Raw genomic sequence first — 22,917 nt, forward strand, 5'->3', positions numbered from 1 at the left:
GGTCCGGATCAGAGGTTGAAGCCGCCGCCGCAGATCAGCGTCTGCCCGCTGATGTAGTCGGATTCCGGGATGCAGAACAGGTAGACGGCCCCGGCTGCGTCCGCGGGCGTGCCTGCGCGGCCGAGCGGGATCATCTGCTCCATGGCGGCGAGCAGGTTCGGATTGACGCCGACCTTGATCTCCTTGCCCTGCACGTCGATGGTGCTGCCACCGGCGGGCGCCTCGGTCAACCGGGTCCGGATCATGCCGTAGGCCACCGCGTTCACCGTCACGTTGTAGCGGCCCCACTCCTTGGTCAGGGCCCTGGTGAGCCCGAGGACGCCCGCCTTCGCCGCGGAGTAGTTCGCCTGTCCCGCATTGCCTCCCGTGCCGGCCAGCGAGGAGATGTTGACGACCTTGCGGCACGGCACCGGCTCCCCCGCCTCCCGGGCCCGCTTCACCGCCGCGGAGATGACCGGCTGGGCGGCGCGCAGAATCCGGAACGGCGCCTTGAGATGCACGTCGAGAATGGCGTCCCACTGCTCGTCGGTCATCTTCTGAATGACCGAATCCCAGGTGTAGCCGGCATTGTTCACAATGATGTCGAGCCCGCCGAACTCATCGACGGCCGTCTGCACGAAGCGCTCGGCGAAGCCCTCCTCGGTGACGCTGCCGATGCACGAAACCGCCCGCCCGCCCGCGGTTTCGATGGCGGCGAGGGTGTCCTTGGCCGGATCGGCGTCCATATCGTTGACCACCACCGACGCGCCTTCGGAGGCCAGTTTCAGCGCGATCTCCCGGCCGATGCCGCGACCGGACCCGGAGACAATGGCGACCTTGCCATCGAGAGTTCCCATGGGAGAGTTCCTTTCAGAGGAAGTACCCATCCAGTGAACTACACCGACCACGAGGAGAGAGCTCTCATGGCCCGTATCGCCGTCGTCACCGGCGCATCATCCGGAATCGGCAAGGCCACCGCCGCGGAGCTGGCGAGCCACGGCTACCGGGTGATCGGCACCAGCCGGAAACCGGAAGCCATCGCCGAGTCCGATCGCATCCCGGGCGTCGACTACCGCGCACTCGATCTGACCGACGCCGCCTCGATCGACGCGTTCGCCGCCGGGCTCGGACCGGTCGACGTCCTGGTCAACAATGCCGGTGAGAGCCAGGCGGGTCCGCTGGCGGAATTGCCCGCCGAGGCCGTCGAGCGGCTGTTCCGGCTCAATGTCCTCGGCCCGGTCGCGCTCACCGGCGCGGTGCTGCCGGGGATGCGCGAACGCGGCTACGGGCGGGTCGTCATGGTCGGCTCCATGCTGGGCAGCTTCCCCATGCCCTACCGCTCGTCCTATGTCGCCACCAAGGCCGCACTGCGCGCCTTCGCCACCTCGGCGCGTTTCGAGGAGTCCCCGTTCGGCGTCTGGATCACCACCGTCGAACCCGGCCAGGTCGATTCCGGCCTGCGCGAGCGCCGCACCAAATACGTGGGCGAGGACTCCCCGCACCTGGGCGAATTCACCCGCTTCATGGCCAAACTCGATGAGCAGCAGGCCAAGGGCATCACCCCGGCGAAGGTCGGGGCGACCATCCGCAAGGCGATCGAGGCCGAGCGCCCGCAACCGCTATACGCGGTCGGCAGCAATGCCCCGGTGCTGTTCGCGGTGCGCCGCCTGCTGCCGCGTTCGGTCATGGAACGCATCATTGCCGCGTCGATGGGCTTGAAGCGCTGAACGACGGCACGATTGTCGTCGCACAGGCACCGCGGATGAGGCAGGATCGAGACAGCGGCACGGCGTTGGGAGATCGATGATGAGACCCGAACTCGCCCAGTGGCGGGCGCGCGGCAGCTGCTTCGACCACGGCGGCCATCGCATCTTCTACCGCCGCGAAGGCAGCGGCCCGGCCTTGCTGCTGGTGCACGGCTATCCGTTCAACTCCTATGATTGGCACCGCATCTGGGGTGATCTGACCGCGCATTACGAAGTGATCGCCCCGGACATGCTCGGAATGGGCTTCTCCGACAAACCCATCCGGCATCGCTACAGCGTGTTCGAGCACGCCGATATGCACGAGGCGCTGCTGCGGCACCTGGGCGTCGAGCACACGCTGCTGCTCGCCCACGATCTCGGGGTGAGCGTCACGCAGGAAATGCTGGCCCGCCGCCTGGCCGATCCGGCGCGATCCCCGGGCATCGATGCGGTGGTATTCCTCAATGGCGGCCTGTTCATCGAGGTCTACCGGCCCCGGCCGGCGCAGCGCATTCTCGAGTCTCCCCTCGGCGATGTCCTCGGCCCGCTCACCCCGCGTCCCGTCGCGGCCGCCGCGGTCCGGGAGATGTTCGGCCCGGACACCAAACCCACCGGCGAGGAGATGCGACCCCTGCTCGACGTCCTGTTCTCCGGCAACGGCCGATTCGTCAATCACCGGGTCGGCCGCTTCAATGCCGAACGCAAGACCTATCGCGAACGCTGGGGAGAACCATTGGTGCGCAATACCGTTCCCATGCGCCTGATCAACGGCCCGATGGACCCCAATTCGGGGGCGCATATGGCGGCGCGTTACCGCGAACTCGTGCCCGGCCCGGACATCGTGAGCCTGGACAATATCGGCCACTGGCCGCAGCTCGAAGCGCCGCAGGCGGTATTCGCGGCGGCGCACGCGTTCCTGCGCCGGCACGCCCCGTGAATTCCGTATGGCGGTAAACCATTCGGACAGCAGGAGAGGCGGGCGCGTGGAATACTTCGGCGATATGCACGACAACCCGGAGGATCCGGAGTTAGCGCAGGCCCGGATCTTTCTGGGGGAACTGGAAAGACACATTGCCGCGCTCACGCGGAGAATTCAGACGGCGCCCACCGCCGATGCGCGCCGTGCCCTCACTGCCGAACTCTCCGCGGTGCGCCGCTATGTCGAGCGCCTGCACCGTCGATTTCCCGGAATCACGCCGGCCTGACGACGCCTCCGGATCCGCATTGCCGGGCGCGGTCCCGTTCGCACCCGCCGCGGAAGACTCCCCGGTGCGCAATGAACCCATCCGCCCCCGATTTGCTGCAAACTAACAGCAAATTCGTGTTCCTCCGTCCGAGGAGTTGCATTCGTGGGCGACGACACCCGCACCAGGCGGGACGTATTGCGCATGGCCGCCATCGGCACGATGGGCGTGGCACTGGGCGCGGCAGGCGGCGCGTTCGTCACCGATCGGCAGCACGAGGTACCGACCACAGCGACCGAGGCGCCCGCCTACAAGCGGGACCGCGCCCGGCTGGTCGCCCAGGACATCGTCGGCGTGGACGACGACGGCCGCAATCTGCGGGCGCGGTACCAGAAACTGCTGACCGGAGCCGGACCGCGGCATCAGCCCAACGCCGGCGAGGTCGTCATCGTGGGCGCGGGGGTGGCCGGATTGGCCGCGGCCTGGGTCATGGCGCGCGCCGGCCATCGGGTGCGGGTGCTGGAAGGCTCGGACCGGGTGGGCGGCCGCATCCGCACCCTGCGCGAGCCCTTCGCCCGCACCGGCGGGCACGGCGAGGCCGGGGCCATGCGCATACCCTCCTCGCACACCCTGGTGACCGGCGTGCTGGACAAGCTCGGCGTCGCCACCCGCCCGTTCCTCATGCACAATGCGGAGCGGCGGGTCACCGTCGGCCACGTATCGGTGACCAGAACCGAATACGACAAGGATCCCCAGCCCATTACCGACCTGTTCGGCATCGAGCCGCAGCGCGGCCGGGTCATCCTGGACGACGCACTCACCGGGACGGGTGTGGGCCCCGGGGCCGGGGTGGACGAATGGGCGGACTACCTGGCCCGCTACGACGAGATGTCGCTGCGGGAATGGCTGCTCGGACAAGGGCATTCGGAGGCGCACCTGGACTATGTGGGCTCCACCGAGGGGCTCACCGCCCGCATGGGGCTGAGCATGACGCACAACCTGATGACCGCGTACAACCTCGCGCCGAATACCGAACTCGTCGAAATCGTCGGCGGCACAGAGGTTTTGACCAATGCCCTGGCCGACGCCGCGCGCGCCGCGGGCGCGGAGATCCTGACCGGCGCGGAGGTGACCACCATCGACGGCCGCGGCCACCGCATGCGCGTCACCTACGGTCCCGACGATGTGACCGTCGACGCCGATCGGGTGCTGGTGACCGCGCCGTTCACGCTGCTGCGGCACATGTCGTTCGAACCCGCGCTCTCCTACGGCAAGCGGCGCGCCATCGCCGAACTGCACTACGACGCCGCGACCAAGACCTTCCTCGAGTTCTCCGAACGCTGGTGGCCCGGCCACGGCGGCACCGATGTCACCGACGCGCCGACCCGGCTGACCGTGTACCCCTCCCATCCCGAGGGCGCGGGCGGTGTGGTCATCGCCTCCTACACCTGGTCCGACGACGCCCGCGCCTGGGATGCGCTGCAACCCGCCGAACGCGCCGCCGAATGCCTCGACCATCTCGCCGACGTGCACGGCCCGCGCGTGCGCGAGACCTGGACCGGTGGATTCGCCTCGCACTCCTGGGCTTCCGACCGCTGGGCCGACGGCGAGGCCGCGGTCTATCTGCCCGGCCAGGCCGTCGAGATCGGACCCGACACCCGCACCACGGAAATGGACGGCCGCCTCGCCTTCGCCGGCGACGGCACCTCCACCCGCGGCCGCGCCTGGATCGAGGGAGCGCTGGAGAGCGCCGCCCGCGCCTGCCGCGATCTGGGCGTGCGCGCGATCTGAAACACGGCGCGCCGGGCCGCCGGAACCGCTACCGCGAGGCAATCACCTGTCTAGAGTCCAGGGGTGGCCATCGAATTCCAGTGGACCTACGGCTCCGAGGCGGGCAACTGCTATGCCGAGGAACTCATGCCCGGCTATGCGACGGCCGACGGCATCGACGATCCGGACCCGGACATGCTGGGCGCCGTCTGCGCCCGGCGCGACGGGGAACTGCTCGGCTTCGCCGAAGTGCACGCCACCTCGCCCACGGCCGCCTGGGTGCAGGCCGCGTACGCGCCGCGGATCATCCGGGCCATGGTGGCGGGCTACTACGATATGGCCCCCGCCACCGCCGAGGAGACGGCCGTCATCGGCAAGCTCATCGAGCAGTGCGCCGATTACGCCCGCACCGAGGGCTATACGGTGCTGCGCTGGGAGGGCCAGAACACCGGCCCCGAAGGCCAGGCCGCCGTCGCACTCGGCGCGCGGACCGCCGCCGAATACGCCCGCACCTGGACCGCCGCCCCCGCCGATTGGCAAGCGCCGCACAATCTTCCGCCCCTCGAACCGGTCAGCACCCTGGCCGACACCGGCGACGGGCCGGAGACCGCGCCCATCGAGCTGACCGTCGACACCCACAGCGCCGGCATCAGCGCCGCCATCATGGACAGCGACGCCTACGTCAATATCGGCGAAGCCCTCTCCCACCCGGCCGATATCGACCCGGCCGTGCTCGCGGCCCTGTTCGGCGCCCTCGTCACCGAGCTGCGCCGCCAGGCTCCCGGCGTCCGGTTGCTGACCGTCATCGAATTCGACGACGAAACCGCCCGCACCGCTCTGGAACTCAGCGGCCTCACCCTCGCCGGGCGATTCGAGAACTACGAACTGCCGCTGACCTCCTGATCCGTCTCGGGCCGGGTACGCACGATGCCCGCGAGCAGCAGCAGGAGCGATTGCAGCGCTTGCTGTTTCGCGGCCTCGGGGTCCTCGGCGTGGGCGACGATCAGGGCGGCTTCGCTGACCGCGCTGAGCAGCAGTTGCGCGAGCATGGCGATGGGGGCGTCATTGATCAGGCCGGCGTCGCGGGCGCGCTCGAGTTGGGCGGTGATGAGGCCCAGGCCGTGGCGGAGTTCGAATTCGCGCCAGGCTTCCCAGCCCAGCACCGAGACGGCGTCGGCCAGAACGATGCGCAGCATGTCGGGGCGGGTGCAGATCTCCATGAACAGCGCGATGCCCGCGGCCATGCCGCCGAGGACGTCCTCGGAATCGACCGCGGTGATGGCCTTCTCGATCTCGGCGGTGGATTCGAGTTCGATCTCCTCCAGTACCGCCAGGAACAGGCCGCGCTTATCGCCGTAGTGATGGTGCAGCGCGCCGCGGGTCACCCCGGCCGCCGCCACCAGGTCCTGCGCCGAAGTGCTCGCGAAGCCGCGCTCGGTGAACAGCCGGCGACCGGCTGCCTCGAGCGCGGCACGGGTGGCGCGCGAGCGATCCTCTTGGCTACGACGTGGCATGCAGCCGAGTGAACTCCAGGATCGCGCTGGTGAGCAACTCGGGCTGGTCTTCCGGGAGGAAGGTGTAGGAATCGTCGATGAGGGTCAGGGTGGCGTTGGGCAGATCCTCGGCCAAGCGCTCGGCGAAGGACACCGGGAAGACCTTGTCCTCACGCGCCCAGGCCAGCAGCACCGGGATGTCCACCTCGCCGAAATGCCGTGCGGCCTCCAGGGTGTAGCGGCGGTGCAGGGTCTTCAGCCCCCGGCGCAGGTCCTTGCGGATGGCGCCGGACCTGCGGCTGGGCAGCAGGTAGGAGTCGACGATCTCCGGCGGCGGAGTGCGCTTGACGATCCAGCCGAAGGCCAGGGGCAGCCGGTGCAGGGCGCGGAGGCGCAGCGCCTCGGTCAGCGGGCGAATGGATCCCGGAATGCGGGCCAGCAGCGGCAGCGCCGTGAAGGGCTGTGGCAGGAAGCCCTCGTAGCTGTCCACCGAGGCCAGCACGACCCGGCCGATGCGGGATCGGTCGCGGGTCAGCAATACCTGGGTGATCGCGCCGCCGGTGTCGTTGGCGATGAGCGTGACATCGCGCAGATCCAGTCGCTCCAGGAAGGCGGCGATCAGGTCGGCGAGGCCGGTCGGCGTGAGATCGGCGGTGGGGACGGGGATTTCGTGCGATCCGAGCGGCCAGTCCGGAGCGATGCAGCGGTGGCCCGCCGCGGCGATGCCCGGAACGACCTTGCGCCACAGATCGGCGTTGACGAGGAGGCCGTGCACGAAGACGACGGGCGGGCCCTCCCCGGTGTCGTGGTACCTGATGCGGCCGCCCGGAAGATCGACTTCGTGGACGCGGCCGAGTGCGGTGCTTGTTGCCATTAGTTGCTCCAATGCCGGAGGTACCCGACCACCTTTACATACATACCGTATGTATGTAAATAACCGTTCGCCGCAAGACAAGCGGAGCGGAGAAGCAAGCCCGCGAGCGGGCGGGTCATCCACCGAGTTGCGGCCGCCAGCGTTCCGCGGACCGGATCATGTCGAGGCCGACCTTCTCCAGGTACTCCCCCATGCCGAGCAGCCTGGTACCGGCCGGCGTATCGGCGCCCAGCGAAGCCGCGCCCTCCCGCGCCTTCGCCGCCAGCAGTTCATTCGCCTTTGCGACAGCGAGAGTTGTTCTGTACCAAGCGAATTCGTCGATGAAGTAGCGGTCTCGGCGGGTGCCGGCGTCTCGTTCACGATGAATCAGCTCCCGGCCCTCCAGATAGCCGACGGCCGCGGAAACGGTCGCGGGACTGACCCGCAAGTGCCGCACCAGATCCGCGGCGGTGACGCTGCCGGAATCGGCGGCGTAGATGCGCGCCAGCACCATGGCCGCCATCTTGGGCATGCCCGTCTGGGTGAACAATTCCCCGAGCTGCGCGCTGAATTCGGCGACGACTTCCGGGCTGCGGCCGAATTTATCTGCGTCGGCGGGCTTTTCGATACGCTTGACCCGGGGCGCCCGCCGCCGCGAGCGCACCACGGTGGCGGCGTGCGCGAGGTCCGCGCGATAGCGGCCGGGGCCGCCGTTGCGGCTCACCTCGCGGCTGATGGTGGAGGTGGGACGGCCCAGCTGACGGGCGATCTCCGCGTATCCGAGCCCCTGCGACAAACCCGTGGCGATCAGCCGGCGATCATCGGGCGTGAGTCTTCCACCCGGCATGCGGCACCCCTCCTCCGTCTCGGCACCCGCGTGCGGCCCGAATCGACGCAACCGCTTCGTTTATTGCAACACAGCATCAACCCGCCTGTACTAGGCTGCGCGATAATCGCCCCGGCAGTGTTACGAATCCTGTTGCTAGTCAACGGATTTTAAACGCAATGCGGCTTCTTCGAGCTTGCGAACGCAACGTAGCGTTCGCCGCACCTCGAACAATGGGGCCGCTCCGCCGGGCAGCGCTATAGTTCCCGGGTGACCAGCCCTGACGCCCGGGAACTCCTGCTGCTGGCCGGTGAACGGGCCATCGCCGAACACGGACCCGATGTCGCCCTGCGCGATATCGCCGTCGCCGCCGGACAACGCAACAACTCCGCGGTGCACTACCACTTCGGCAATCGGGACGGGCTCATCGCCGCCATCATCGAACGCCATCAACCGGCGCTGGAGAACCGCCGCACCGCCCTGCTCGCCGCCCACGAGGGTTCCGGCGCACCGGATTCCGTCGACGTCCTCGTCGGCATGCTCATCGGCCCGCTGTTCGATATCCCGTACGCCGCGGGTTCCACGCACTACGCGCGCTTCCTGGAGCAGGCCCGCACCCATCCGGCAGTCGGCATCCGCAACCTGCACGACAAGACGGTCTGGCCGGCCACGCTGACCCTCATAGACCGCATCTACCGGAGCATGCCGCCCCTGCCGCCCGCACTGCGCCGCTACCGTCTCACCGCCATGAGCACCGCCATGTTCGCCCTGCTCGCCGACTACGAGCGCCAGCGCTTCGACTCCGCGGCCGAGCGAATCGAGGTGCAGGACAACATCATCGCCATGCTCGTCGGAATGCTCACCCAGGATGTCGCGGTCCGCGCGTCCGGCTCGAACCCGCGGTGACCACCGCTCGTCCTCAGAACCTGCGGGCTCCGGTCACCGGCATGTTCTCGATCGGCGAGACCTTCACACCCGAGCCATAGGTGGTGGCGTGAATGACCTGGCCGTCGCCGACATAGAGCGCCGAGTGGCCGCCGCCGTAGAAGGAGACCAGATCGCCCGGCTGCAGTTCGTCCATCGAGACCGGGGTTCCGGCATCCAGCTGCGAGTAGCTGGTGCGCGGCAGGTTCACACCGGCCTGTGCGTAGGACCACTGCACGAAGCCGGAGCAGTCGAAGGAATCGGGGCCGACCGCGCCGGAGCTGTAACCGGCGCCGAGTTTGGAGTAGGCCGCCTCGACCGCGCGCTCGCCGGTCGTCTTCGGCGCGACCGGAGCCGGCGCGATGGTGGCGGCATCGGTGACGCCCGGAATTCCGGTCAGCGGGGGCAGGCTGTTCGGCACCGCGAAAACACCGAGGCCCTCGATGGTCACCGAGCGGAATTCCGGAGCCGCGGGAGCGGGGACGGAAGTCGGAGCCGAATCCGTGCGGGGAGCGGGCATCGATTCGGGCATGGCCGCGACGGGAATCGTTCCGGGCGCGGTCTCGAAATCCGCTGTCGCGCTCGGCATGATTTCCGGGGCGCCGGCGGGAATCGATTCTCCGGGGGTGACGGAAAGGGTTTCGGGCGCGGGCGCGGCCGGTTCCGTGATCGAAACCAGCTGCGGCAACTCGAAATTACCGACGCCCGGAATCGTCACGGGACGGAATTCGATTCCCTCGGGAATGTCGAATTGACCGATACCCGGAACGGTCACCGGCTCGGCCTCGGCTTCACCTGCGGTGAACACCAGCGCCGCACCGACGGCCGCTGTGCCGAGCAAGCCTGTCACCAGGCTCTTCCAGCTCAGTCGCGGAAGAAGACGAACCGACTGTCTGTCACCGATGCTTTCCATGATGCGGTCCTCCGATTCAGCGTGAAGCTCTTCGGTTTCCGTTCATCAATCACGAACATCTCGGTACTCCCAGCAGATCCACGTTGCATGGAACGCCCGTTTTGCATGGCCTGCAACGAATGACACACATGTTATTCATAACGGAATCGTAAACATTTACGGATGTGTCCAATTGGACACAGGCCGATTTCGGAGAAATGCGCGCGAAACAGCGGAGCAATCCGGGCCCCGCGGACGCCCCCGTGTGAGACTGATCGCGTTCACGTGCCCTCCTCATCACCCGGAGGATCAATGACGAATTCCGTTGCACTGCCCGAACTCCCCACACCCCTCGTGGTCACTCTCGGAAATCTCAAGGGCGGCGTCGGCAAGACGACTTCGGCCTTCTTCCTGGCCTCGTATTTCGCCACCGTCCACCAGCAGCGCGTGCTGGTCGTCGACGCCGACCCGCTCAGCCAGACCGGCTACTCCTGGTACCGGCGACTGCAGAAGGCGGATATCGCGGTCCCCTTCGAGCTCATCGCCTTTCCCTCCCGGCACGTCAACGACTGCATCACCGACAATGCCGGGAAATACGACGTCATCATCGTCGACGCCGGCGGTGAATCCGCCGACATCTTCAAAGCCGCCGTCCCGCAGAGCGATGAGCTCGTCCTGGTGACCAGCGTGAGCCCGTCCGAGGTGAAACGCGTGCCCAGTACCTACCGGGCCGCCGAGGAGGCCGCCGCGGCGAGCGACCGGGCCATTCGGGTGCGCGTGCTCATGACCAAGGTGCCGGTCACCATGAAGAACGGCGTCAATGTCTCCACCGAATACCGTTCCCAGCGCGGCAATCTCGAAGACGCCGGCTATGACGTCTTCGAGTCCTACGTCAGCGCCTGGAAGTGGTACCGGGAGGCCGCCGACGGCGAGGTCGGCGACGGGGCCGAGAATCCCCTGGAGGATCTCGGCGAATACCGCCAGGTCGGCGATGAACTCATCCAGCCGTATCTGGATGCCGCACTGGCCGAGCGGGTTCCGGTGGAGGTGTCCGCCTGATGCCGCCGCAGCGACGCAAGAGTTCCATCGGCGGCGGCACCGCCGCGGCCGCGCGCAATCCGCTGGCCGACGAGGCCGAGCACACTCCCCCGGTCTCCCCGCTGCGGGACGCCGAATGGCGGCCGGGCGCAACGCGAATGGACGAGCCCGAGAACACCGCACCGGCGGCGGCATCCGCACCGGCGCTCACGGTCGTCGAGCCCGCGCCCGCCGATCCGCCGCCCAGCGTGCTGACCATGCCGCTGCCCGCACCCGGCGACGGACCGCTCAGCACCGGGGAACTCGAACAGCTCCAGGTCTGCGAATCCTCCATCGACGCCCTGCGGGTCGCCTTCTGGACCGCGGGGCGCGCCCTGCAGATCGTGCGCGACGGCCGGCTCTACCGGGCCGACCACGCCAGCTTCGACGACTATGTGGAGAAGCGCTGGGATATGCAGCGCTCCTACGCGCACAAGCTGATCCGGGCCTGGCCGCTGGCGGCCCGGCTGCATCCGATCGCGCCGTCCATCAACGAGGGACAGATCCGGGAACTGCTCCCGGTCGCCGCCGCCTACGGTGAGGACGCCGCGGTCACCGTCTACACCACCCTCGCCGCCGATGTGAAGGTGACCGCGGGCAAGCTGCGGGAGGCCGTGGCCCTGCTCCCGGACGACTACGACGAGGGCGATGTGGTGGACCGGCTGCGGTCCTGGATGCGCGGCGACCTGCCCGAGGAGAATTCGCGCACGCCCGATCTGTTCAGCACCGCCGAATCGCGCCTGACCGCCCTCACCCAGAAGGTCGTCAAGGGTTCGACCGACGATCCGGCGGCCGCCCGCGAATTCGCGGCCAAACTCCGGACCATGGCAGAACTCATCGAGAAGCAAATTCCCGTAGCCACGCGGTAGCCCAGAGGTTGCCAGAAGGGCCCGGCCACGGCCGGGCCCTTCCGCTGTTTACGCACCGTTCAGCCGCCGTTTCGGCCGCTGCGATTGCGATCCGCCTCACTTGTTCCGCAATTCGTGATTGCGGATACAAGCCCTTCCTTCAATAGCAATTAGCTATGCAAACTGATGCACAGCCGGCTCGTTCCATCCCCTCCGAGAAAGCGAGCACCTCATGCGCATCCATCCCCTCGCAGTCGCCGCCACCGGAGCTCTCGGCCTGGTCGCCGCCCTCACCCTCGGTGCGGGCGCCGCGGCCGCCGTCGCGCCCGTCAGCACCGACAATGGCATCGGCCTCATCCTGAATCCGGCCGAGACCGCCGCCCTCGCCAACAGCCCCGTCCCCGGGGCCATCGACGCCCTGGTCCCGCCGACCGGGCATCGCGTGGAAATGGATCCGGAATCACAGCTCGCGCTGCCCGACGGCAGCACCTACGCCAGCGATCAGCAGATCATCGCGGAGGCCGCGGCGCACGGCGGGCAATCCGCCATCGTCGTCCTCAATCCCGCCAGCCCCGTCGATCCGGGGGCACAGGTGCTGATCGCCCAGCACTGGTAGGTCGCCGCAAACGAAACGGGCGCCCGATTCGATCGGGCGCCCGTGCTCGTGTCGGCGGTTATTCACCCACCGCGCGGCGTTCCCGGCCACCCGAGGCCCGGGTCCGGGCCGCGCGCGCGGTCGCGGCGTCGAACAGTTCCAGATGCTCGAAGGAGGGATCCTCGTCATCGGGTTCGACCAGGACGGCCCGGCGCAGCTGGGTGCGCGCGGTCTCCCGGTCGAAGGTCGGGCGCTCCGGAGCCCGGCGCGCCTGCTCCTCGTCCTCGGCCTGCCGCTTGCGGCGGCGGGACAGGCGCTCGGCGCGACGGCGGCGGATGTCCTCCTCCAGCTGCACCTGGCGGCGCAGATAGGCCAGATAGGCGACCAGTACGACGCCGGAAAGCGCGCACAGCCACCATAATCCGGCCGAGAGCAGGAACCCGCCCGCGCCGAAGGCCACGGTGCTCAGCACCAGGCCCAGGACGGCACGCTGGCGGAAGGTGTAGCGGGCCGCGCGGGCAATGGCATCGGCCTCCGGGTCGTAGCCGCCGCGGCCGCGCCGGGTCGGCACGAAATCCTCGTCGTCCTCCTCGGATTCGTCGAGGTCGTCCCGGGCCGCGCGCTCGTCGCGCTCGTCCGCGTCGGAGTCCCGGTCGCGCACAGCGGGAATGCGGGCCCGCAGCGGCGCTTCGGACCTGCGGGGTTCCTCCGGCTCCTCGAGTTCGTCGGCGAACTCCGGCTCCTCGGCGAGATCGTCCGCCCGCTGCTGCGCCTCCCGGTCGGATTCGGCTGTCTCGGACTCGGATTCGCTGTCGTCCGCATCATCGTCGAGTTCGGCGGTCTCCGGCTCGGTCTCCACCGCGGCTTCCGGCTCCCCGGCGGCCGCGGCGCTCACCTCGGCGTCCGCGGTCGCGGAAGCGCTGCTCTCCGTATCACGTTCGCGGGCGGTGTCGAAATCCTCGTCGTCCGATTCAGCTGTGCGGCTGTCGTCCGATCTGGTCATCCGATCCTCCGGATCATCGTGGTGATGCTTCCTGCGAACCGGCACGTAGTCCGGGTCGGTGTCGTGTCCGGTGGCCGGACCTTTTCTGGTGCGTCGCTTGGCATCCCCGCGGTGCAACACCCTGGTGCTCAGCGCGGCCTCGGTGTGCTGACGAATACGAGGATGCCGGTCGGCCAGCATCGGGAACAAGACGAACACCCAGAGCACGACCAACCCGATCCACAAGATCGAATTCGGCATCGTGCTCACACCTCCGTCCCCGCCAGCATGCCGGCTCGTCGACCACGCATCTTGTTCGCGGGCTTCCAACTGCAAACTTCACGTGTTGTAGGCACACCACGGACGTGCGTAGGTTAATTCGATGCCTCAGGAATAACCCGCAGGCGCGCCGTCAACACCTGCCACAGTAGTCACACGATTTACATACCGGGCGGATTGTTATTGGGGTGTGTCAAGCCTTGGCGGCACGGCCGGAGCGAATCAACCTGTCCACCACAGTGCCCGAGACTTCCTCCACCGTCATGGCCACCAGCAGATGATCCCGCCAGGCGTTGTCCACATCCAGGTAGCGGCGCAGCAGCCCTTCCTCACGGAAACCGACATTGCGCAGGACCGCCTGGCTGGCAAGGTTTTCCGGGCGCACCGTGGCCTCCACCCGATGCAGGCCCACCTCGCCGAAACAATGGTCCAGCCCCAGCGCCAGCGCCGCCGTCGCCACACCCTGACCGCTCAGATCCCGGGCCACCCAGTAACCGATCCACGCCGACCGCAGCGCGCCGCGCACGATATTGCCCACCGTGAGCTGCCCGCCGAAATTACCGTCGACCTCGATCACCAGCGGAATCATCGCGCCCCGGCGGGCCTCCGCCTTCAGGCTCGACCACAGCGACGGCCAGTTCCCGGCATGATTGCGCGCCTCCCAGGCCCCGCGGCCGGTCGGCTCCCACTGCTCGAGGTAGTCCCGATCCCGGGTGCGGATCCGGCTCCACGCCGCCGCGTCCCGCAATCTGATGGGGCGCAAGGTTACCTGGCCCGCGCCCACCCGCACCGGGCCCAGATGCGCGGGCCACCCCGGATGCTGGCCGGCCCGGAAGACGTTCATGTCCATGCCTACCCGCGCTGCGCGAGGAAGGCGACCCGCACCTCGTCACCGGTGCGCACCTCGGTGACATCCGGATCGATCACGATGAGGCTGTTGGCCTCGGCCATGGTGGCCAGCAGATGCGAGGACGCGCCGTTCGGCCCGCCCAGCGGCTGCACCAGATAGTCGCCGGTCTGCTCGTCCCGCATGAGCTGGGCGCGCAAATAGCCGCGGCGGCCCGGAATCGAGGCGATGGGCAGAATCGTGCGCGCCCGCACCACCCTCCGCATGGGATGGCGGCGGCCCAGCGCGATGCGAATGAGCGGCCGCACCATCACCTCGAAGACCACCAGCGCGCCAACCGGATTCGACGGCAGCAGGAAGGTCGGCACCTCATCGCGGCCGAGCAGGCCGAAACCCTGCACCGAACCCGGATGCATGGCCACCCGGGTGATCTCCAGCTCGCCCAGGCCCTCCAGGGCCTCCCGGATCTGCTCCGACGCCCAGCCGCCGACCGCGCCCGCGATCACCACGACCTCGGAGCGAACCAGCTGGCCCTCCACCACATCTCGCAGCCGCTTGGGATCGCCGCTGACAATGCCGACGCGATTCACGTCGGCGCCCGCGTCGCGCGCGGCGGCGGCCAGCGCGTAGGAGTTCACGTCGTAGACCTGGCCCGGACCGGGCGTGCGGTCGATATCGACCAGTTCGCCGCCCACCGACAGCACCGACAGCCGCGGCCGCGGATGCACCAGCACCTTGTCCCGGCCCACCGCGGCCAGCAGGCCCACCTGCGCCGGGCCGATAATGGTGCCCGCGCGCACCGCCAGATCACCCGGCTGCACGTCATCGCCGATGCGGCGCACGTAATCGCCGGAGCGCACCGGCTCGTAGACCTTGACCCGGGCCCGGCCGCCATCGGTGAAGTCCAGCGGCAGCACGGCATCCGCGAGCGTGGGCAGCGGCGCGCCGGTGTCCACCCGGACCGTCTGACGCGGCTGCAGGCGGATCGGCTGCCGGGAACCGGCCGCCACCTCGCCCACCACCGGCAGCGACAGATCGACCGCATTGCCGTCCTCGTCGCGGATGTCCGCGCCCGCGCCGGCCACGTCCACACTGCGCACCGCATAGCCGTCGATGGCCGCCTGATCGAAACCGGGCAGCGGCTGCTCGGTCACCACATCCTCGGCACACAGCAGTCCCTGGGCCTCCGAAATGGCCACCCGCACCGGCCGCGGCGCGACGGCCGCCGCGGTCACCTTGATCTGCTGATCCTCAACCGAGCGCATGCCGCCCTTCCCTGATCTCGCACACTGCACACCTCGACACGGCGCACTTCGTTATTCGCAAGAGGGCAGCTGCGGATCGGTCCAGTGACTCTGCCAGCCCGGACTCAGCCGCTGCTCGAGCCACTCGCGCAGGGCCGGACCGTATTCCTCTCGTTCCAAAGCGAAATCGACCGCAGCACGAAGATAACCGCCCGGATTGCCCAGATCGTGTCGCGACCCACGATGCACCACCACGTGCACCGGATGGCCCTCCGCGATCAGCAGGGCAATGGCGTCGGTCAACTGCAGTTCCCCGCCCGCGCCCGGGGTGATCCGGCGCAGCGCGTCGAAGATGGCGCGATCGAGCAGGTAGCGGCCGGCCGCGGCATAGGTGGACGGCGCATCGGCCAGGGCCGGCTTCTCCACCATCCCATTGACCTTCAGCACGTCCGCGGGCGCGCCCTCGGGCACCTCCACATCGAAGACGCCGTACGCGCTGACCTGCTCCTTCGGCACGTCGATGGCGCACAGCACGGAACCGCCGTAATTGGCGCGCACCTTGGCCATGACGCCGAGCACGCCGCTGGGCAGCACCAGATCGTCGGGCAGCAGCACCGCGATGGCGTCCTCGTCGGGATCCAGCGCCGACTCCGCCTGTGCCACCGCATGACCCAGCCCGAGCGGTTCCTCCTGCACCACCGAGGTCACGTCCAGCAGGGCCGGGGCCTTGCGCACCTTCTCCAGCAGATGGAACTTGCCGCGCTCGGCCAGAGTGCTCTCCAGCACCAGGTCCTCGACGAAATGCGCGACCACGCCGTCTTTTCCGGGCGAGGTCACGATCACCAGCCGATTGGCGCCGGACTCCGCGGCCTCGGCGGCGACCAATTCGATGCCCGGGGTGTCGACCACCGGTAGCAGCTCCTTGGGCACCGTCTTGGTCGCGGGCAGGAACCTCGTGCCGAGCCCCGCCGCGGGCACCACCGCGGTGCGGAAGCACGACTCGGCTCCGCCGCCGTTAGCTGTCATGAACTCACCCTATCCATCCGTTTACGCACCGGAGCGTCCGTCAGCGCCGCTCCGAGTTCCCAGGAAGCCTAAGCGGCGCGCCCGTTGTGAGCGCATCGAACGGCACGGTAGCGGGCAACTTCGCACCCCTGAAGCGGGTGCGCACCCGCGGCAACCGCATCAATAGTGCAAAGCGCCACACTCTGGTTGTTATCCCCTTTGTGCCGCCCGCAAACCGTGCAAAACCCCACAACCTGCGCAATCAGCCGGAACGCCGCAACGCCAGCGCCGTCGCCGCGGTCGCGATCAACCCGCCCGCGCCGGCCGCCACCAGCGCCGTGCGCGGATCGGTGAGATCCAGCAGCAGACCGCCGCCCAGATACGACAGCGCCGCCGCGACACCGATAGCGCCGTACAGACTTCCGAAGACCCGGCCGAGCAGCCGCGCCGGAACCGAGCGCTGAATCAGCGTATTGGCGGCCACGTCCATGGCGGCGATCCCCCGCCCGCGCGTGGCCTGCACCGCGAATGCCGCCGCCACCGCCCACGCCAGCCCGGTGAGCAGGTTGCCAGCGCTGCTGACGGCGAAACCCGCGAGGAGCAGCACCGGCATGGACCACAGCCGCGCGGCCCGCCCCAGCAGCGCACAGCCGATCAGCAGCCCGATCCCCACCGCCGAAAGCAGCAGGCCGACCGCCGAGTCCCCGCCGTGCAAGGTGTCCTTCGCCAGGAACACCAGCGCCACATCGCCGATCCCGTTGCACGCCACGATGGCGAAGTAGCCGAGCCCGACGGCGCGCAACACCGGAGCCGCCATGATGTAGCGCAACCCGGCCCGGGTTTCGGCCCACAGCGACGACTTCCGCCCGGCCGCCGACGCAACGGCCTCGTCCCCGGCGGCCTCGGGCTCCGCCCCGGCCGGAACGGAATCGGCGCCACGAGGCTGAGCGAATCCCCCAGAAACGACACCGTCCGAGCGGTCCACAACAGCCGGAATCCACGATTCGCGCCCAGCAGCCGGACCGGCCCGCCAGCCGAGGTCATCACCGCACGAATCCTCCCACAGCCCACCGCGATTCACCGCTGTGATGCGGGTCCGCCTCGACCCCCGAGCACACCCTGGCACCCCGGCCGGGGGCACTCCGGCAGCCCGGCGCGGGTCCAGCCGTCAGCGGAACGAGTCGCCCCGTGATCCCGGCGGGCTTGTGGCGGGGATCTCCGGGCAATGTGGTGGATTCCGGCCACGGGCACGACGGAATGACCGGGTGCGCACGCCGGAATGGCGAGGTACGCGAATGGCGAGGCGCACATTCGACACGCTGTTCGGCGGGCGCGGTCGGACGGGCGCTTATCGTTGGGGCGTGGTCGGTGGCGGCAAGGACAAGAAGGCGTGGCGGGAGGAGATCCTGGCGCGGCGGCGGGCTGTGCCCGCAGCGGTGCGCGCGCGGGAGGCCACCGCGCTGGCGGCGGTCGCCGGGGAGATCGGCGCCGCCTGGGTGTGCGCGTATGTGCCGGTGGGGAGTGAGCCCGGGTCGGTGGCCATGCTGGACGCGCTGCGCTCCGGCGGGGCGCGGGTGCTGCTGCCGGTGACCGGGGAGCCGGGGCCGCTCGACTGGGCGGAGTATCTGGGGCCGGAGCGGTTGCGGCGGGGGCGGTTCGGATTGTCGGAGCCCGATGGGGAGGCGGTGCCGGATGCCATGGCGAAGGCCGAGGCGATTCTGGTTCCGGCGCTGGCGGTCGATCGGCGCGGGGTGCGTTTGGGGCGCGGGGCGGGCTATTACGACCGCAGTCTGGCGGCCTGCCGGGCCGATGCGCGATTGATCGCCGTGGTGCGCGACGATGAACTGGTCGACCATTTGCCGGAAGAGGCGCACGACCATCGCATGGGGTGGGCGCTGACACCCGGTGGCGGGTTGCTCGAGCTCGGCGAACGCGCCGGGAATTGACACCCGATTGGCAGTGTTGGCACTGTCAGCTGTAGAGTGCTAAATCGACGAAGACTGTGGAGGTTAACCGATGCCTACTTACTCGTATGCGTGCACCGAGTGCGACAACAAGTTCGACATCGTGCAGTCCTTCTCCGATGACGCGCTGACCACGTGCCCGCAGTGCAGCGGCAAGCTGCGCAAGCTCTTCAACTCGGTCGGCATCGTCTTCAAGGGCAGCGGGTTCTACCGCACCGACAGCCGCAACGGGTCCACCTCCGCCGAGCCGGCCAAGCCGTCCACCTCGGATGGCGCGAACTCCGCGTCGAGCGCCTCGACCCCCGCCGCCGCCACGGCGAGCACCTCCAGCACCTCCGCAGCCTGAGCACCCGCGCCTTCGGCGCGAAAAGAAGAGGGGGCGGGGGCCAAGCCCCCGGAACCCCCTTGGTTCGAAGAGCTGAGCGCGGCCGGGCCCCCGAACTTCCTAAGTTCGAAGAGCTGAGCGCGGCCGGGCCCCCGGAACCTCCTTGGTTCGAAGAGCTGAGCGCGGCCGGGCCCCCGAACCTCCTAAGTTCGAGGAGATGGGCGGGGCCGAGCTCCCGAACCTCCTTAACTCATAGCCACCCCAGGCCGGGAACGGCGCGTCCTGCGACCTACGTGCTGGCGTAATGACTCTGGTTGCCAGCGTGGCGGGGAGGATTTTCACATCTGTTCGGTTGTCCACAGCTGCGTGAATTGCGGCGGCTGAGGGCATTGGCGTGGTCGTAGGGTGCGTGGCATGGAACGACTTCGTCGGTTGGAATTCGGGGGTGCGGGGTTCTTCGAGCGGGTGGATAGTGTGCTGGCGCGGCGGGTTTCGGCGGTGGGGTTATTGATGGTCGCGGCCGTTATCGCGGTGCGGGGGGATCCCGGGGAGCAGCGGAGCGAGGTGTTGGTGGCGGCGCGGGAGTTGCCGCCGGGGCATGTGATCGGGGAGGAGGATTTGCGGCGGGCGCTGCGGGAGACGGATGCGCTGCCCGCCGGGGCCGTTCGGGAGCCGGATCGGCTGCGGGGTGCGACATTGAGCGGGGCGGTGGCCGAAGGGGAGATCGTTACCGAGTTGCGGGTGGTGGGGCCGCGGTTGGCGGCGGTGGCCGCGGGGGCGGCGGATGGGCGGATTGTTCCGATTCGGTTGGCCGACAATGCTGTTGCGGATGTGCTGCGGGCCGGGGATCGGGTGGATGTGGTGGCGTCCGACGAGAGCGGGAATGGCGGCCGCGCGGCGCGATTGCTGGTTTCGGATGCCGCCGTCGTGCTGGCGCCCGGGGATGGCGCGGCGCGGGGACGGGAGAGTGCGGGGCGGGGTGAGCGGGTGGTGCTGGTGGCCATGGATGCACGGCATGCGACCGTGGTGGCGGCGGCATCGCTGCGCAGCGCGCTGACCGTCGTGTTCCATTGACGCGGGGGCGGGGTGAACTAGCATCGCCGATATTCGCAGTTACCCGAGTTCTATCGCAGCACCCCAGGCTCCACCGGCTATCACGCAGAGGAGTTTCCGGCAATGCTCAAGGGTTTCAAGGATTTTCTACTCCGCGGTAATGTCGTCGATCTAGCGGTGGCCGTGGTCATCGGTACCGCGTTCGTCGCCATCGTCACCGCTTTCAGCGAGGGCGTGATCAATCCGCTGCTCGCGGTATTCGGCGGATCCGACGAACTCGGTCTGGGTTTCCAGTTGGTGGCCGACAAACCGGCGACCTTCATCGCCATCGGGCCCATCATCACCGCGGCGCTCAACTTCGTCATCATCGCGGCGCTGCTGTACTTCATCCTGGTGGCTCCGGCCAACCGCGCCAGGCAGCGCTGGGGCAAGTCCGATACCGCCCTCACCGATAACGAACTGCTGCACCAGATTCGAGATCTTCTCGCCGAGGGCGGCAATGTCAGCGGCGGCGGAAAGCACGAAAGCTGAAGCGCCACAGAAAAAGCGAATGGGCCCGGCGCGAAAAGCGCCGGGCCCATTCGTCTTACGCCGTGACTATCAGCCGAGGCTGAACGGGGCGCCCCACAGGGTCACCCAGCTCATGATGTTGTCGGTCTCGACCTGCACCTGGACGAAGGCGCGCGCCTGCGCGTACCCGCCGCAGCCGCTCAGGCCGATGGTGGAGTCGGCCCAGGTCACCGAGCCGTGGGTGCCCTTGAAGGTGTTCTTACCGGAGTGGTCCTCGTTGCCGTAGTCATCGGCAACCTCGCGGTCGAGCAGGTAGAACTTGGCAGCCTGGCCGGGGCCGAGGCTCAGCGCGCCGCCGGTGGAGGCGCCCAGGCTACCGCCATCGCCTTCCCACTTGCCGCTGGCGGAGACGCCGCCGTCCACGCCGCCGCCGTCGATGTTGACCTGGCAGCCCACGACGTAACCCGGGCGGATCTTGCCGCCCACCTCGCCATTGGTGCCGGACAGCTCGACCTGCGCGGAGCCGGAGACCCAGGCGTTGCGATGGACCGGGGTGGAACCCATGGACGGGCTGATGAGGGCCGATTCGCCGACCAGCTTGACCGTCACCACGGTGCCGTCGGACAGGGTCTTGGTGATCTCGCCGCCCGGCAGCGGCACGAAGGTGTCGGCGTTGGCGGCGCCGGCGGAAAACAGGCCGAGAGCGGCGGTAGCGACGGCACCGACACCGGCCACCCGCGCCATGGTCTTACGGATGTTCATTCTTGTTCCCTCAGGGGTTGAATTCGCTTGCGCGAGAAGAGTTTTTGCGGGTATGACCACGTCAGCCAATGCTGAACGGCATGCCGTAGAGAGTGGTCTTGGAGTAGTTGTCGCCGATGATCTCGACGACGGTGTACGACCGTGCCTGGGCGTACCCCGCGCAACCCTGGATTTCCATTTCGGCGTCCATGTACTCGACCGAGTAGACGCCCGCCTTCGGAATGTCCTTGCCCTGGACCTCAACCCACTTCACGTCGCCGGGGCCGAGGTTCAGGCTCAGGCCACCGCTGAGGCCGAAGCCCTCCGTGTCGATGCTCGCACCGACCTTGGCGCCGATGGCGTCGTCGGCGATGGACACCTGGCAGCCGACGATGTAACCGGTGCTCAGGCGCGAAACGCCGTGCGTGGAGGAGTTATTGGTGCCCGGAGCATTGCTCGGGCCGTTCCAGGGACCGGCTTCACCCTCGGGGGTTTCGGCGACGTCGGCAACGGCATTGCCGCTGACCCAGACGGTACGGCCGGCGCCATTGGCAGCCAGCGACGGCGACACGATGGCGTGCTCACCGGTACGGGTGATGGTCACGGTCCCACTGGGAGCCACCTTCTGGCCGTCCGGCAACGGCACGAAGGTGTCGGCACTTGCAGCACCAGTCGAAAACAGGCCGATGGCCACGGCAGCGGCCGCGCCGACACCCGCAAAACGGGCTCCGGAACGCAGACCGTTGGTGCGGTTCTCGCTCATACTTCCCCTCATCAGGTTTCTTGCGGTCAGCCCCGACCACCGGAGCTGAAATGGGTTCTCGAGGAACCCGGGTAAGTTTGTCGCCACATTGTTGCCGCTGTGTTACTGCTAACGAATTCTTTTCACGTAGCGACGGTGGGCACTTTACATCACAAGTGTGACGTTTGACTCGTGAGAGAGAAGAGAAGTTGGACGGATCTACAACTACCCGCGGCTATGCCGAGAAGGCTATGAATAGCAAAAGGGGCCCGGTGCTAAAGCACCGGACCCCTTGAAGATCCGCTGAGCTGGAACGAATCCGCCGAAGCGGTTCTCGAATCAGCCGGGAGGCAGTCGAATCAGCCGAGGCTGAAGGGCTGACCCCAGAGCGTGACCGTGCCGACGACATTGTCGGTCTCGACCTTCACGGACACGAACGCACGCGCCTGGGCGTATCCGCCGCAACCGTTCAGGCCGATGGTCTCGTCGGCCCAGGTGACCGAACCGTTCGAACCCTTGAACTTGTTGTTGGCCGAGTGGTCCTCGCTGCCGTAGTCGTCCGCGGCCTCCAGGTCCAGGACGTAGAACGCCTTGGACTGGCCCGGGCCGAGGGTCAGAGCGCCGCCGGTGCTGGCTCCGACGGACGGCGCGCTGTTGCCTTCCCAGGCGCCGCCGCCCTCGACGCCGCCCTCGGCGCCGCCGCCGGCAATATTGACCTGGCAGCCCACCACATAGCCGGGCAGGATCTTGCCGCCGACGCTGCTGTTGTTGCCGGAGATCTGCACCTGCGCGGAGCCGGAAACCCAGGCGTTGCGGTGCAGCGGGGTGGAGCCCATCGACGGGTTGATGTTGGCGGACTCGCCGACCAGGCGAACCGTCACCACGGTGCCGTCGGAGAGCGTCTGGGTGATCGCGCCGCCGGGCAGGGCGACGAAGGTGTCGGCATTGGCCGCGCCGGTGGAGAACAGGCCCAGCGCGGCGGTGGCCGCGAAGCCGGCGCCGGCGACCCGGGCCGCAGTCTTGCGAATGTTCATGAGCA

The 22,917-nt window shown here is 68.4% G+C and carries 26 protein-coding genes; 13 read left to right on the forward strand and 13 right to left on the reverse strand.

Going from position 1 to position 22,917, the window contains the following annotated elements; genetic code table 11:
• Window positions 1-8: 8 nt before the first annotated feature.
• Complete coding sequence (locus ACYQ5L_RS34465) at window positions 9-836, reverse strand: SDR family NAD(P)-dependent oxidoreductase (protein WP_459962380.1); 828 nt, start codon at window positions 834-836, stop codon at window positions 9-11.
• Between the two features lie 66 nt (window positions 837-902).
• Between ACYQ5L_RS34465 and ACYQ5L_RS34470 the strand changes: the two genes are divergently transcribed.
• The 5 genes from ACYQ5L_RS34470 to ACYQ5L_RS34490 all read left to right on the forward strand — a co-directional run bounded on the left by ACYQ5L_RS34470 (window position 903) and on the right by ACYQ5L_RS34490 (window position 5,581).
• Complete coding sequence (locus ACYQ5L_RS34470; RefSeq protein WP_459963634.1) at window positions 903-1,706, forward strand: SDR family oxidoreductase; 804 nt, start codon at window positions 903-905, stop codon at window positions 1,704-1,706.
• A gap of 79 nt (window positions 1,707-1,785) precedes the next feature.
• Window positions 1,786-2,661 carry an alpha/beta fold hydrolase gene (locus ACYQ5L_RS34475; RefSeq protein WP_459963635.1) on the forward strand — a complete coding sequence of 292 codons (876 nt, stop codon included), beginning with the start codon at window positions 1,786-1,788 and terminating at the stop codon, window positions 2,659-2,661.
• Window positions 2,662-2,707: 46 nt separating this feature from the next.
• A complete protein-coding gene (locus ACYQ5L_RS34480) occupies window positions 2,708-2,929 on the forward strand; it encodes a hypothetical protein (RefSeq protein WP_459962381.1) in 222 nt (73 codons plus the stop codon).
• Window positions 2,930-3,073: 144 nt separating this feature from the next.
• Window positions 3,074-4,699, forward strand: coding sequence for a flavin monoamine oxidase family protein (locus ACYQ5L_RS34485; protein WP_459962382.1), 1,626 nt, complete (start codon window positions 3,074-3,076; stop codon window positions 4,697-4,699).
• 63 nt (window positions 4,700-4,762) lie between these two features.
• A complete protein-coding gene (locus ACYQ5L_RS34490; protein ID WP_459962384.1) occupies window positions 4,763-5,581 on the forward strand; it encodes a hypothetical protein in 819 nt (272 codons plus the stop codon).
• Here the strand turns inward: ACYQ5L_RS34490 and ACYQ5L_RS34495 are convergent.
• From ACYQ5L_RS34495 to ACYQ5L_RS34505, 3 genes are all read right to left on the reverse strand, one after another.
• Complete coding sequence (locus ACYQ5L_RS34495; protein ID WP_459962385.1) at window positions 5,557-6,192, reverse strand: TetR/AcrR family transcriptional regulator; 636 nt, start codon at window positions 6,190-6,192, stop codon at window positions 5,557-5,559. The genes ACYQ5L_RS34490 and ACYQ5L_RS34495 overlap by 25 nt on opposite strands.
• Window positions 6,179-7,045, reverse strand: coding sequence for an alpha/beta fold hydrolase (locus tag ACYQ5L_RS34500; RefSeq protein WP_459962386.1), 867 nt, complete (start codon window positions 7,043-7,045; stop codon window positions 6,179-6,181). Before ACYQ5L_RS34500 ends, ACYQ5L_RS34495 begins: the two co-directional genes overlap by 14 nt.
• Window positions 7,046-7,160: 115 nt before the next feature.
• The gene (locus ACYQ5L_RS34505; RefSeq protein ID WP_459962388.1) at window positions 7,161-7,871 is read right to left on the reverse strand and encodes a helix-turn-helix domain-containing protein; all 711 of its coding nucleotides are present in this window, start codon (window positions 7,869-7,871) and stop codon (window positions 7,161-7,163) included.
• Between the two features lie 249 nt (window positions 7,872-8,120).
• Between ACYQ5L_RS34505 and ACYQ5L_RS34510 the strand changes: the two genes are divergently transcribed.
• On the forward strand, window positions 8,121-8,756 hold the full coding sequence (locus tag ACYQ5L_RS34510; protein ID WP_459962390.1) for a TetR/AcrR family transcriptional regulator: 636 nt from the start codon (window positions 8,121-8,123) through the stop codon (window positions 8,754-8,756).
• 13 nt (window positions 8,757-8,769) lie between these two features.
• On the opposite strand, the gene ACYQ5L_RS34515 is transcribed toward ACYQ5L_RS34510, so the two are convergent.
• A complete protein-coding gene (locus ACYQ5L_RS34515; RefSeq protein WP_459963636.1) occupies window positions 8,770-9,294 on the reverse strand; it encodes a C40 family peptidase in 525 nt (174 codons plus the stop codon).
• Between the two features lie 684 nt (window positions 9,295-9,978).
• Between ACYQ5L_RS34515 and ACYQ5L_RS34520 the strand changes: the two genes are divergently transcribed.
• From ACYQ5L_RS34520 to ACYQ5L_RS34530, 3 genes are all read left to right on the forward strand, one after another.
• On the forward strand, window positions 9,979-10,725 hold the full coding sequence (locus ACYQ5L_RS34520) for a ParA family protein (RefSeq protein ID WP_459962391.1): 747 nt from the start codon (window positions 9,979-9,981) through the stop codon (window positions 10,723-10,725).
• Window positions 10,725-11,612, forward strand: coding sequence for a hypothetical protein (locus ACYQ5L_RS34525; protein WP_459962392.1), 888 nt, complete (start codon window positions 10,725-10,727; stop codon window positions 11,610-11,612). The genes ACYQ5L_RS34520 and ACYQ5L_RS34525 overlap by 1 nt, the downstream gene beginning before the upstream one ends.
• A gap of 211 nt (window positions 11,613-11,823) precedes the next feature.
• Window positions 11,824-12,207, forward strand: coding sequence for a hypothetical protein (locus ACYQ5L_RS34530; RefSeq protein WP_459962393.1), 384 nt, complete (start codon window positions 11,824-11,826; stop codon window positions 12,205-12,207).
• A gap of 58 nt (window positions 12,208-12,265) precedes the next feature.
• Here the strand turns inward: ACYQ5L_RS34530 and sepX are convergent, their stop codons facing one another.
• From sepX to ACYQ5L_RS34555, 5 genes are all read right to left on the reverse strand, one after another.
• Complete coding sequence (gene sepX, locus ACYQ5L_RS34535; RefSeq protein ID WP_459962394.1) at window positions 12,266-13,429, reverse strand: divisome protein SepX/GlpR; 1,164 nt, start codon at window positions 13,427-13,429, stop codon at window positions 12,266-12,268.
• Window positions 13,430-13,640: 211 nt separating this feature from the next.
• Window positions 13,641-14,291 carry a GNAT family N-acetyltransferase gene (locus ACYQ5L_RS34540; protein WP_459962395.1) on the reverse strand — a complete coding sequence of 217 codons (651 nt, stop codon included), beginning with the start codon at window positions 14,289-14,291 and terminating at the stop codon, window positions 13,641-13,643.
• An 8-nt stretch (window positions 14,292-14,299) separates the two neighbouring features.
• The gene (glp, locus tag ACYQ5L_RS34545) at window positions 14,300-15,559 is read right to left on the reverse strand and encodes a molybdotransferase-like divisome protein Glp (RefSeq protein ID WP_459962397.1); all 1,260 of its coding nucleotides are present in this window, start codon (window positions 15,557-15,559) and stop codon (window positions 14,300-14,302) included.
• A gap of 51 nt (window positions 15,560-15,610) precedes the next feature.
• Window positions 15,611-16,564: a UTP--glucose-1-phosphate uridylyltransferase gene (locus ACYQ5L_RS34550; protein WP_459962398.1), complete on the reverse strand. Its 954-nt coding sequence runs from the start codon at window positions 16,562-16,564 to the stop codon at window positions 15,611-15,613.
• A 241-nt stretch (window positions 16,565-16,805) separates the two neighbouring features.
• Complete coding sequence (locus tag ACYQ5L_RS34555; protein ID WP_459962399.1) at window positions 16,806-17,624, reverse strand: MFS transporter; 819 nt, start codon at window positions 17,622-17,624, stop codon at window positions 16,806-16,808.
• Window positions 17,625-17,838: 214 nt separating this feature from the next.
• Here ACYQ5L_RS34555 and ACYQ5L_RS34560 point away from each other — a divergent pair, with 214 nt between their 5' ends.
• The 4 genes from ACYQ5L_RS34560 to mscL all read left to right on the forward strand — a co-directional run bounded on the left by ACYQ5L_RS34560 (window position 17,839) and on the right by mscL (window position 20,416).
• On the forward strand, window positions 17,839-18,489 hold the full coding sequence (locus ACYQ5L_RS34560; RefSeq protein ID WP_459962400.1) for a 5-formyltetrahydrofolate cyclo-ligase: 651 nt from the start codon (window positions 17,839-17,841) through the stop codon (window positions 18,487-18,489).
• Window positions 18,490-18,559: 70 nt separating this feature from the next.
• A complete protein-coding gene (locus ACYQ5L_RS34565; protein WP_459962401.1) occupies window positions 18,560-18,853 on the forward strand; it encodes an FmdB family zinc ribbon protein in 294 nt (97 codons plus the stop codon).
• 393 nt (window positions 18,854-19,246) lie between these two features.
• On the forward strand, window positions 19,247-19,906 hold the full coding sequence (locus ACYQ5L_RS34570) for an SAF domain-containing protein (RefSeq protein WP_459962402.1): 660 nt from the start codon (window positions 19,247-19,249) through the stop codon (window positions 19,904-19,906).
• Window positions 19,907-20,008: 102 nt separating this feature from the next.
• A complete protein-coding gene (mscL, locus tag ACYQ5L_RS34575; protein WP_459962403.1) occupies window positions 20,009-20,416 on the forward strand; it encodes a large conductance mechanosensitive channel protein MscL in 408 nt (135 codons plus the stop codon).
• Window positions 20,417-20,485: 69 nt separating this feature from the next.
• Here the strand turns inward: mscL and ACYQ5L_RS34580 are convergent, their stop codons facing one another.
• The 3 genes from ACYQ5L_RS34580 to ACYQ5L_RS34590 form a co-directional block, all read right to left on the reverse strand.
• Window positions 20,486-21,157: an MspA family porin gene (locus ACYQ5L_RS34580; RefSeq protein ID WP_459962404.1), complete on the reverse strand. Its 672-nt coding sequence runs from the start codon at window positions 21,155-21,157 to the stop codon at window positions 20,486-20,488.
• Window positions 21,158-21,218: 61 nt separating this feature from the next.
• A complete protein-coding gene (locus ACYQ5L_RS34585; protein WP_459962405.1) occupies window positions 21,219-21,899 on the reverse strand; it encodes an MspA family porin in 681 nt (226 codons plus the stop codon).
• Window positions 21,900-22,237: 338 nt separating this feature from the next.
• A complete protein-coding gene (locus ACYQ5L_RS34590) occupies window positions 22,238-22,912 on the reverse strand; it encodes an MspA family porin (protein ID WP_459962406.1) in 675 nt (224 codons plus the stop codon).
• Between the last annotated feature and the right edge of the window lie 5 nt (window positions 22,913-22,917).

The sequence above is a fragment of the Nocardia sp. IFM 10818 genome, assembly GCF_054655275.1.

Bases quoted from the DNA above. Each gene is read 5' to 3' on its own strand.
- ACYQ5L_RS34465 (WP_459962380.1), bottom strand. From the start codon at position 836: ATGGGAACTCTCGATGGCAAGGTCGCCATTGTCTCCGGGTCCGGTCGC.
- ACYQ5L_RS34470 (WP_459963634.1), top strand. From the start codon at position 903: ATGGCCCGTATCGCCGTCGTCACCGGCGCATCATCCGGAATCGGCAAG.
- ACYQ5L_RS34475 (WP_459963635.1), top strand. From the start codon at position 1,786: ATGAGACCCGAACTCGCCCAGTGGCGGGCGCGCGGCAGCTGCTTCGAC.
- ACYQ5L_RS34495 (WP_459962385.1), bottom strand. From the start codon at position 6,192: ATGCCACGTCGTAGCCAAGAGGATCGCTCGCGCGCCACCCGTGCCGCG.
- ACYQ5L_RS34500 (WP_459962386.1), bottom strand. From the start codon at position 7,045: ATGGCAACAAGCACCGCACTCGGCCGCGTCCACGAAGTCGATCTTCCG.
- ACYQ5L_RS34505 (WP_459962388.1), bottom strand. From the start codon at position 7,871: ATGCCGGGTGGAAGACTCACGCCCGATGATCGCCGGCTGATCGCCACG.
- ACYQ5L_RS34515 (WP_459963636.1), bottom strand. From the start codon at position 9,294: ATGCCCGCTCCCCGCACGGATTCGGCTCCGACTTCCGTCCCCGCTCCC.
- ACYQ5L_RS34520 (WP_459962391.1), top strand. From the start codon at position 9,979: ATGACGAATTCCGTTGCACTGCCCGAACTCCCCACACCCCTCGTGGTC.
- ACYQ5L_RS34525 (WP_459962392.1), top strand. From the start codon at position 10,725: ATGCCGCCGCAGCGACGCAAGAGTTCCATCGGCGGCGGCACCGCCGCG.
- ACYQ5L_RS34530 (WP_459962393.1), top strand. From the start codon at position 11,824: ATGCGCATCCATCCCCTCGCAGTCGCCGCCACCGGAGCTCTCGGCCTG.
- sepX (WP_459962394.1), bottom strand. From the start codon at position 13,429: ATGCCGAATTCGATCTTGTGGATCGGGTTGGTCGTGCTCTGGGTGTTC.
- ACYQ5L_RS34540 (WP_459962395.1), bottom strand. From the start codon at position 14,291: ATGAACGTCTTCCGGGCCGGCCAGCATCCGGGGTGGCCCGCGCATCTG.
- glp (WP_459962397.1), bottom strand. From the start codon at position 15,559: ATGCGCTCGGTTGAGGATCAGCAGATCAAGGTGACCGCGGCGGCCGTC.
- ACYQ5L_RS34550 (WP_459962398.1), bottom strand. From the start codon at position 16,564: ATGACAGCTAACGGCGGCGGAGCCGAGTCGTGCTTCCGCACCGCGGTG.
- ACYQ5L_RS34560 (WP_459962400.1), top strand. From the start codon at position 17,839: ATGGCGAGGCGCACATTCGACACGCTGTTCGGCGGGCGCGGTCGGACG.
- ACYQ5L_RS34565 (WP_459962401.1), top strand. From the start codon at position 18,560: ATGCCTACTTACTCGTATGCGTGCACCGAGTGCGACAACAAGTTCGAC.
- ACYQ5L_RS34570 (WP_459962402.1), top strand. From the start codon at position 19,247: ATGGAACGACTTCGTCGGTTGGAATTCGGGGGTGCGGGGTTCTTCGAG.
- mscL (WP_459962403.1), top strand. From the start codon at position 20,009: ATGCTCAAGGGTTTCAAGGATTTTCTACTCCGCGGTAATGTCGTCGAT.
- ACYQ5L_RS34580 (WP_459962404.1), bottom strand. From the start codon at position 21,157: ATGAACATCCGTAAGACCATGGCGCGGGTGGCCGGTGTCGGTGCCGTC.
- ACYQ5L_RS34585 (WP_459962405.1), bottom strand. From the start codon at position 21,899: ATGAGCGAGAACCGCACCAACGGTCTGCGTTCCGGAGCCCGTTTTGCG.
- ACYQ5L_RS34590 (WP_459962406.1), bottom strand. From the start codon at position 22,912: ATGAACATTCGCAAGACTGCGGCCCGGGTCGCCGGCGCCGGCTTCGCG.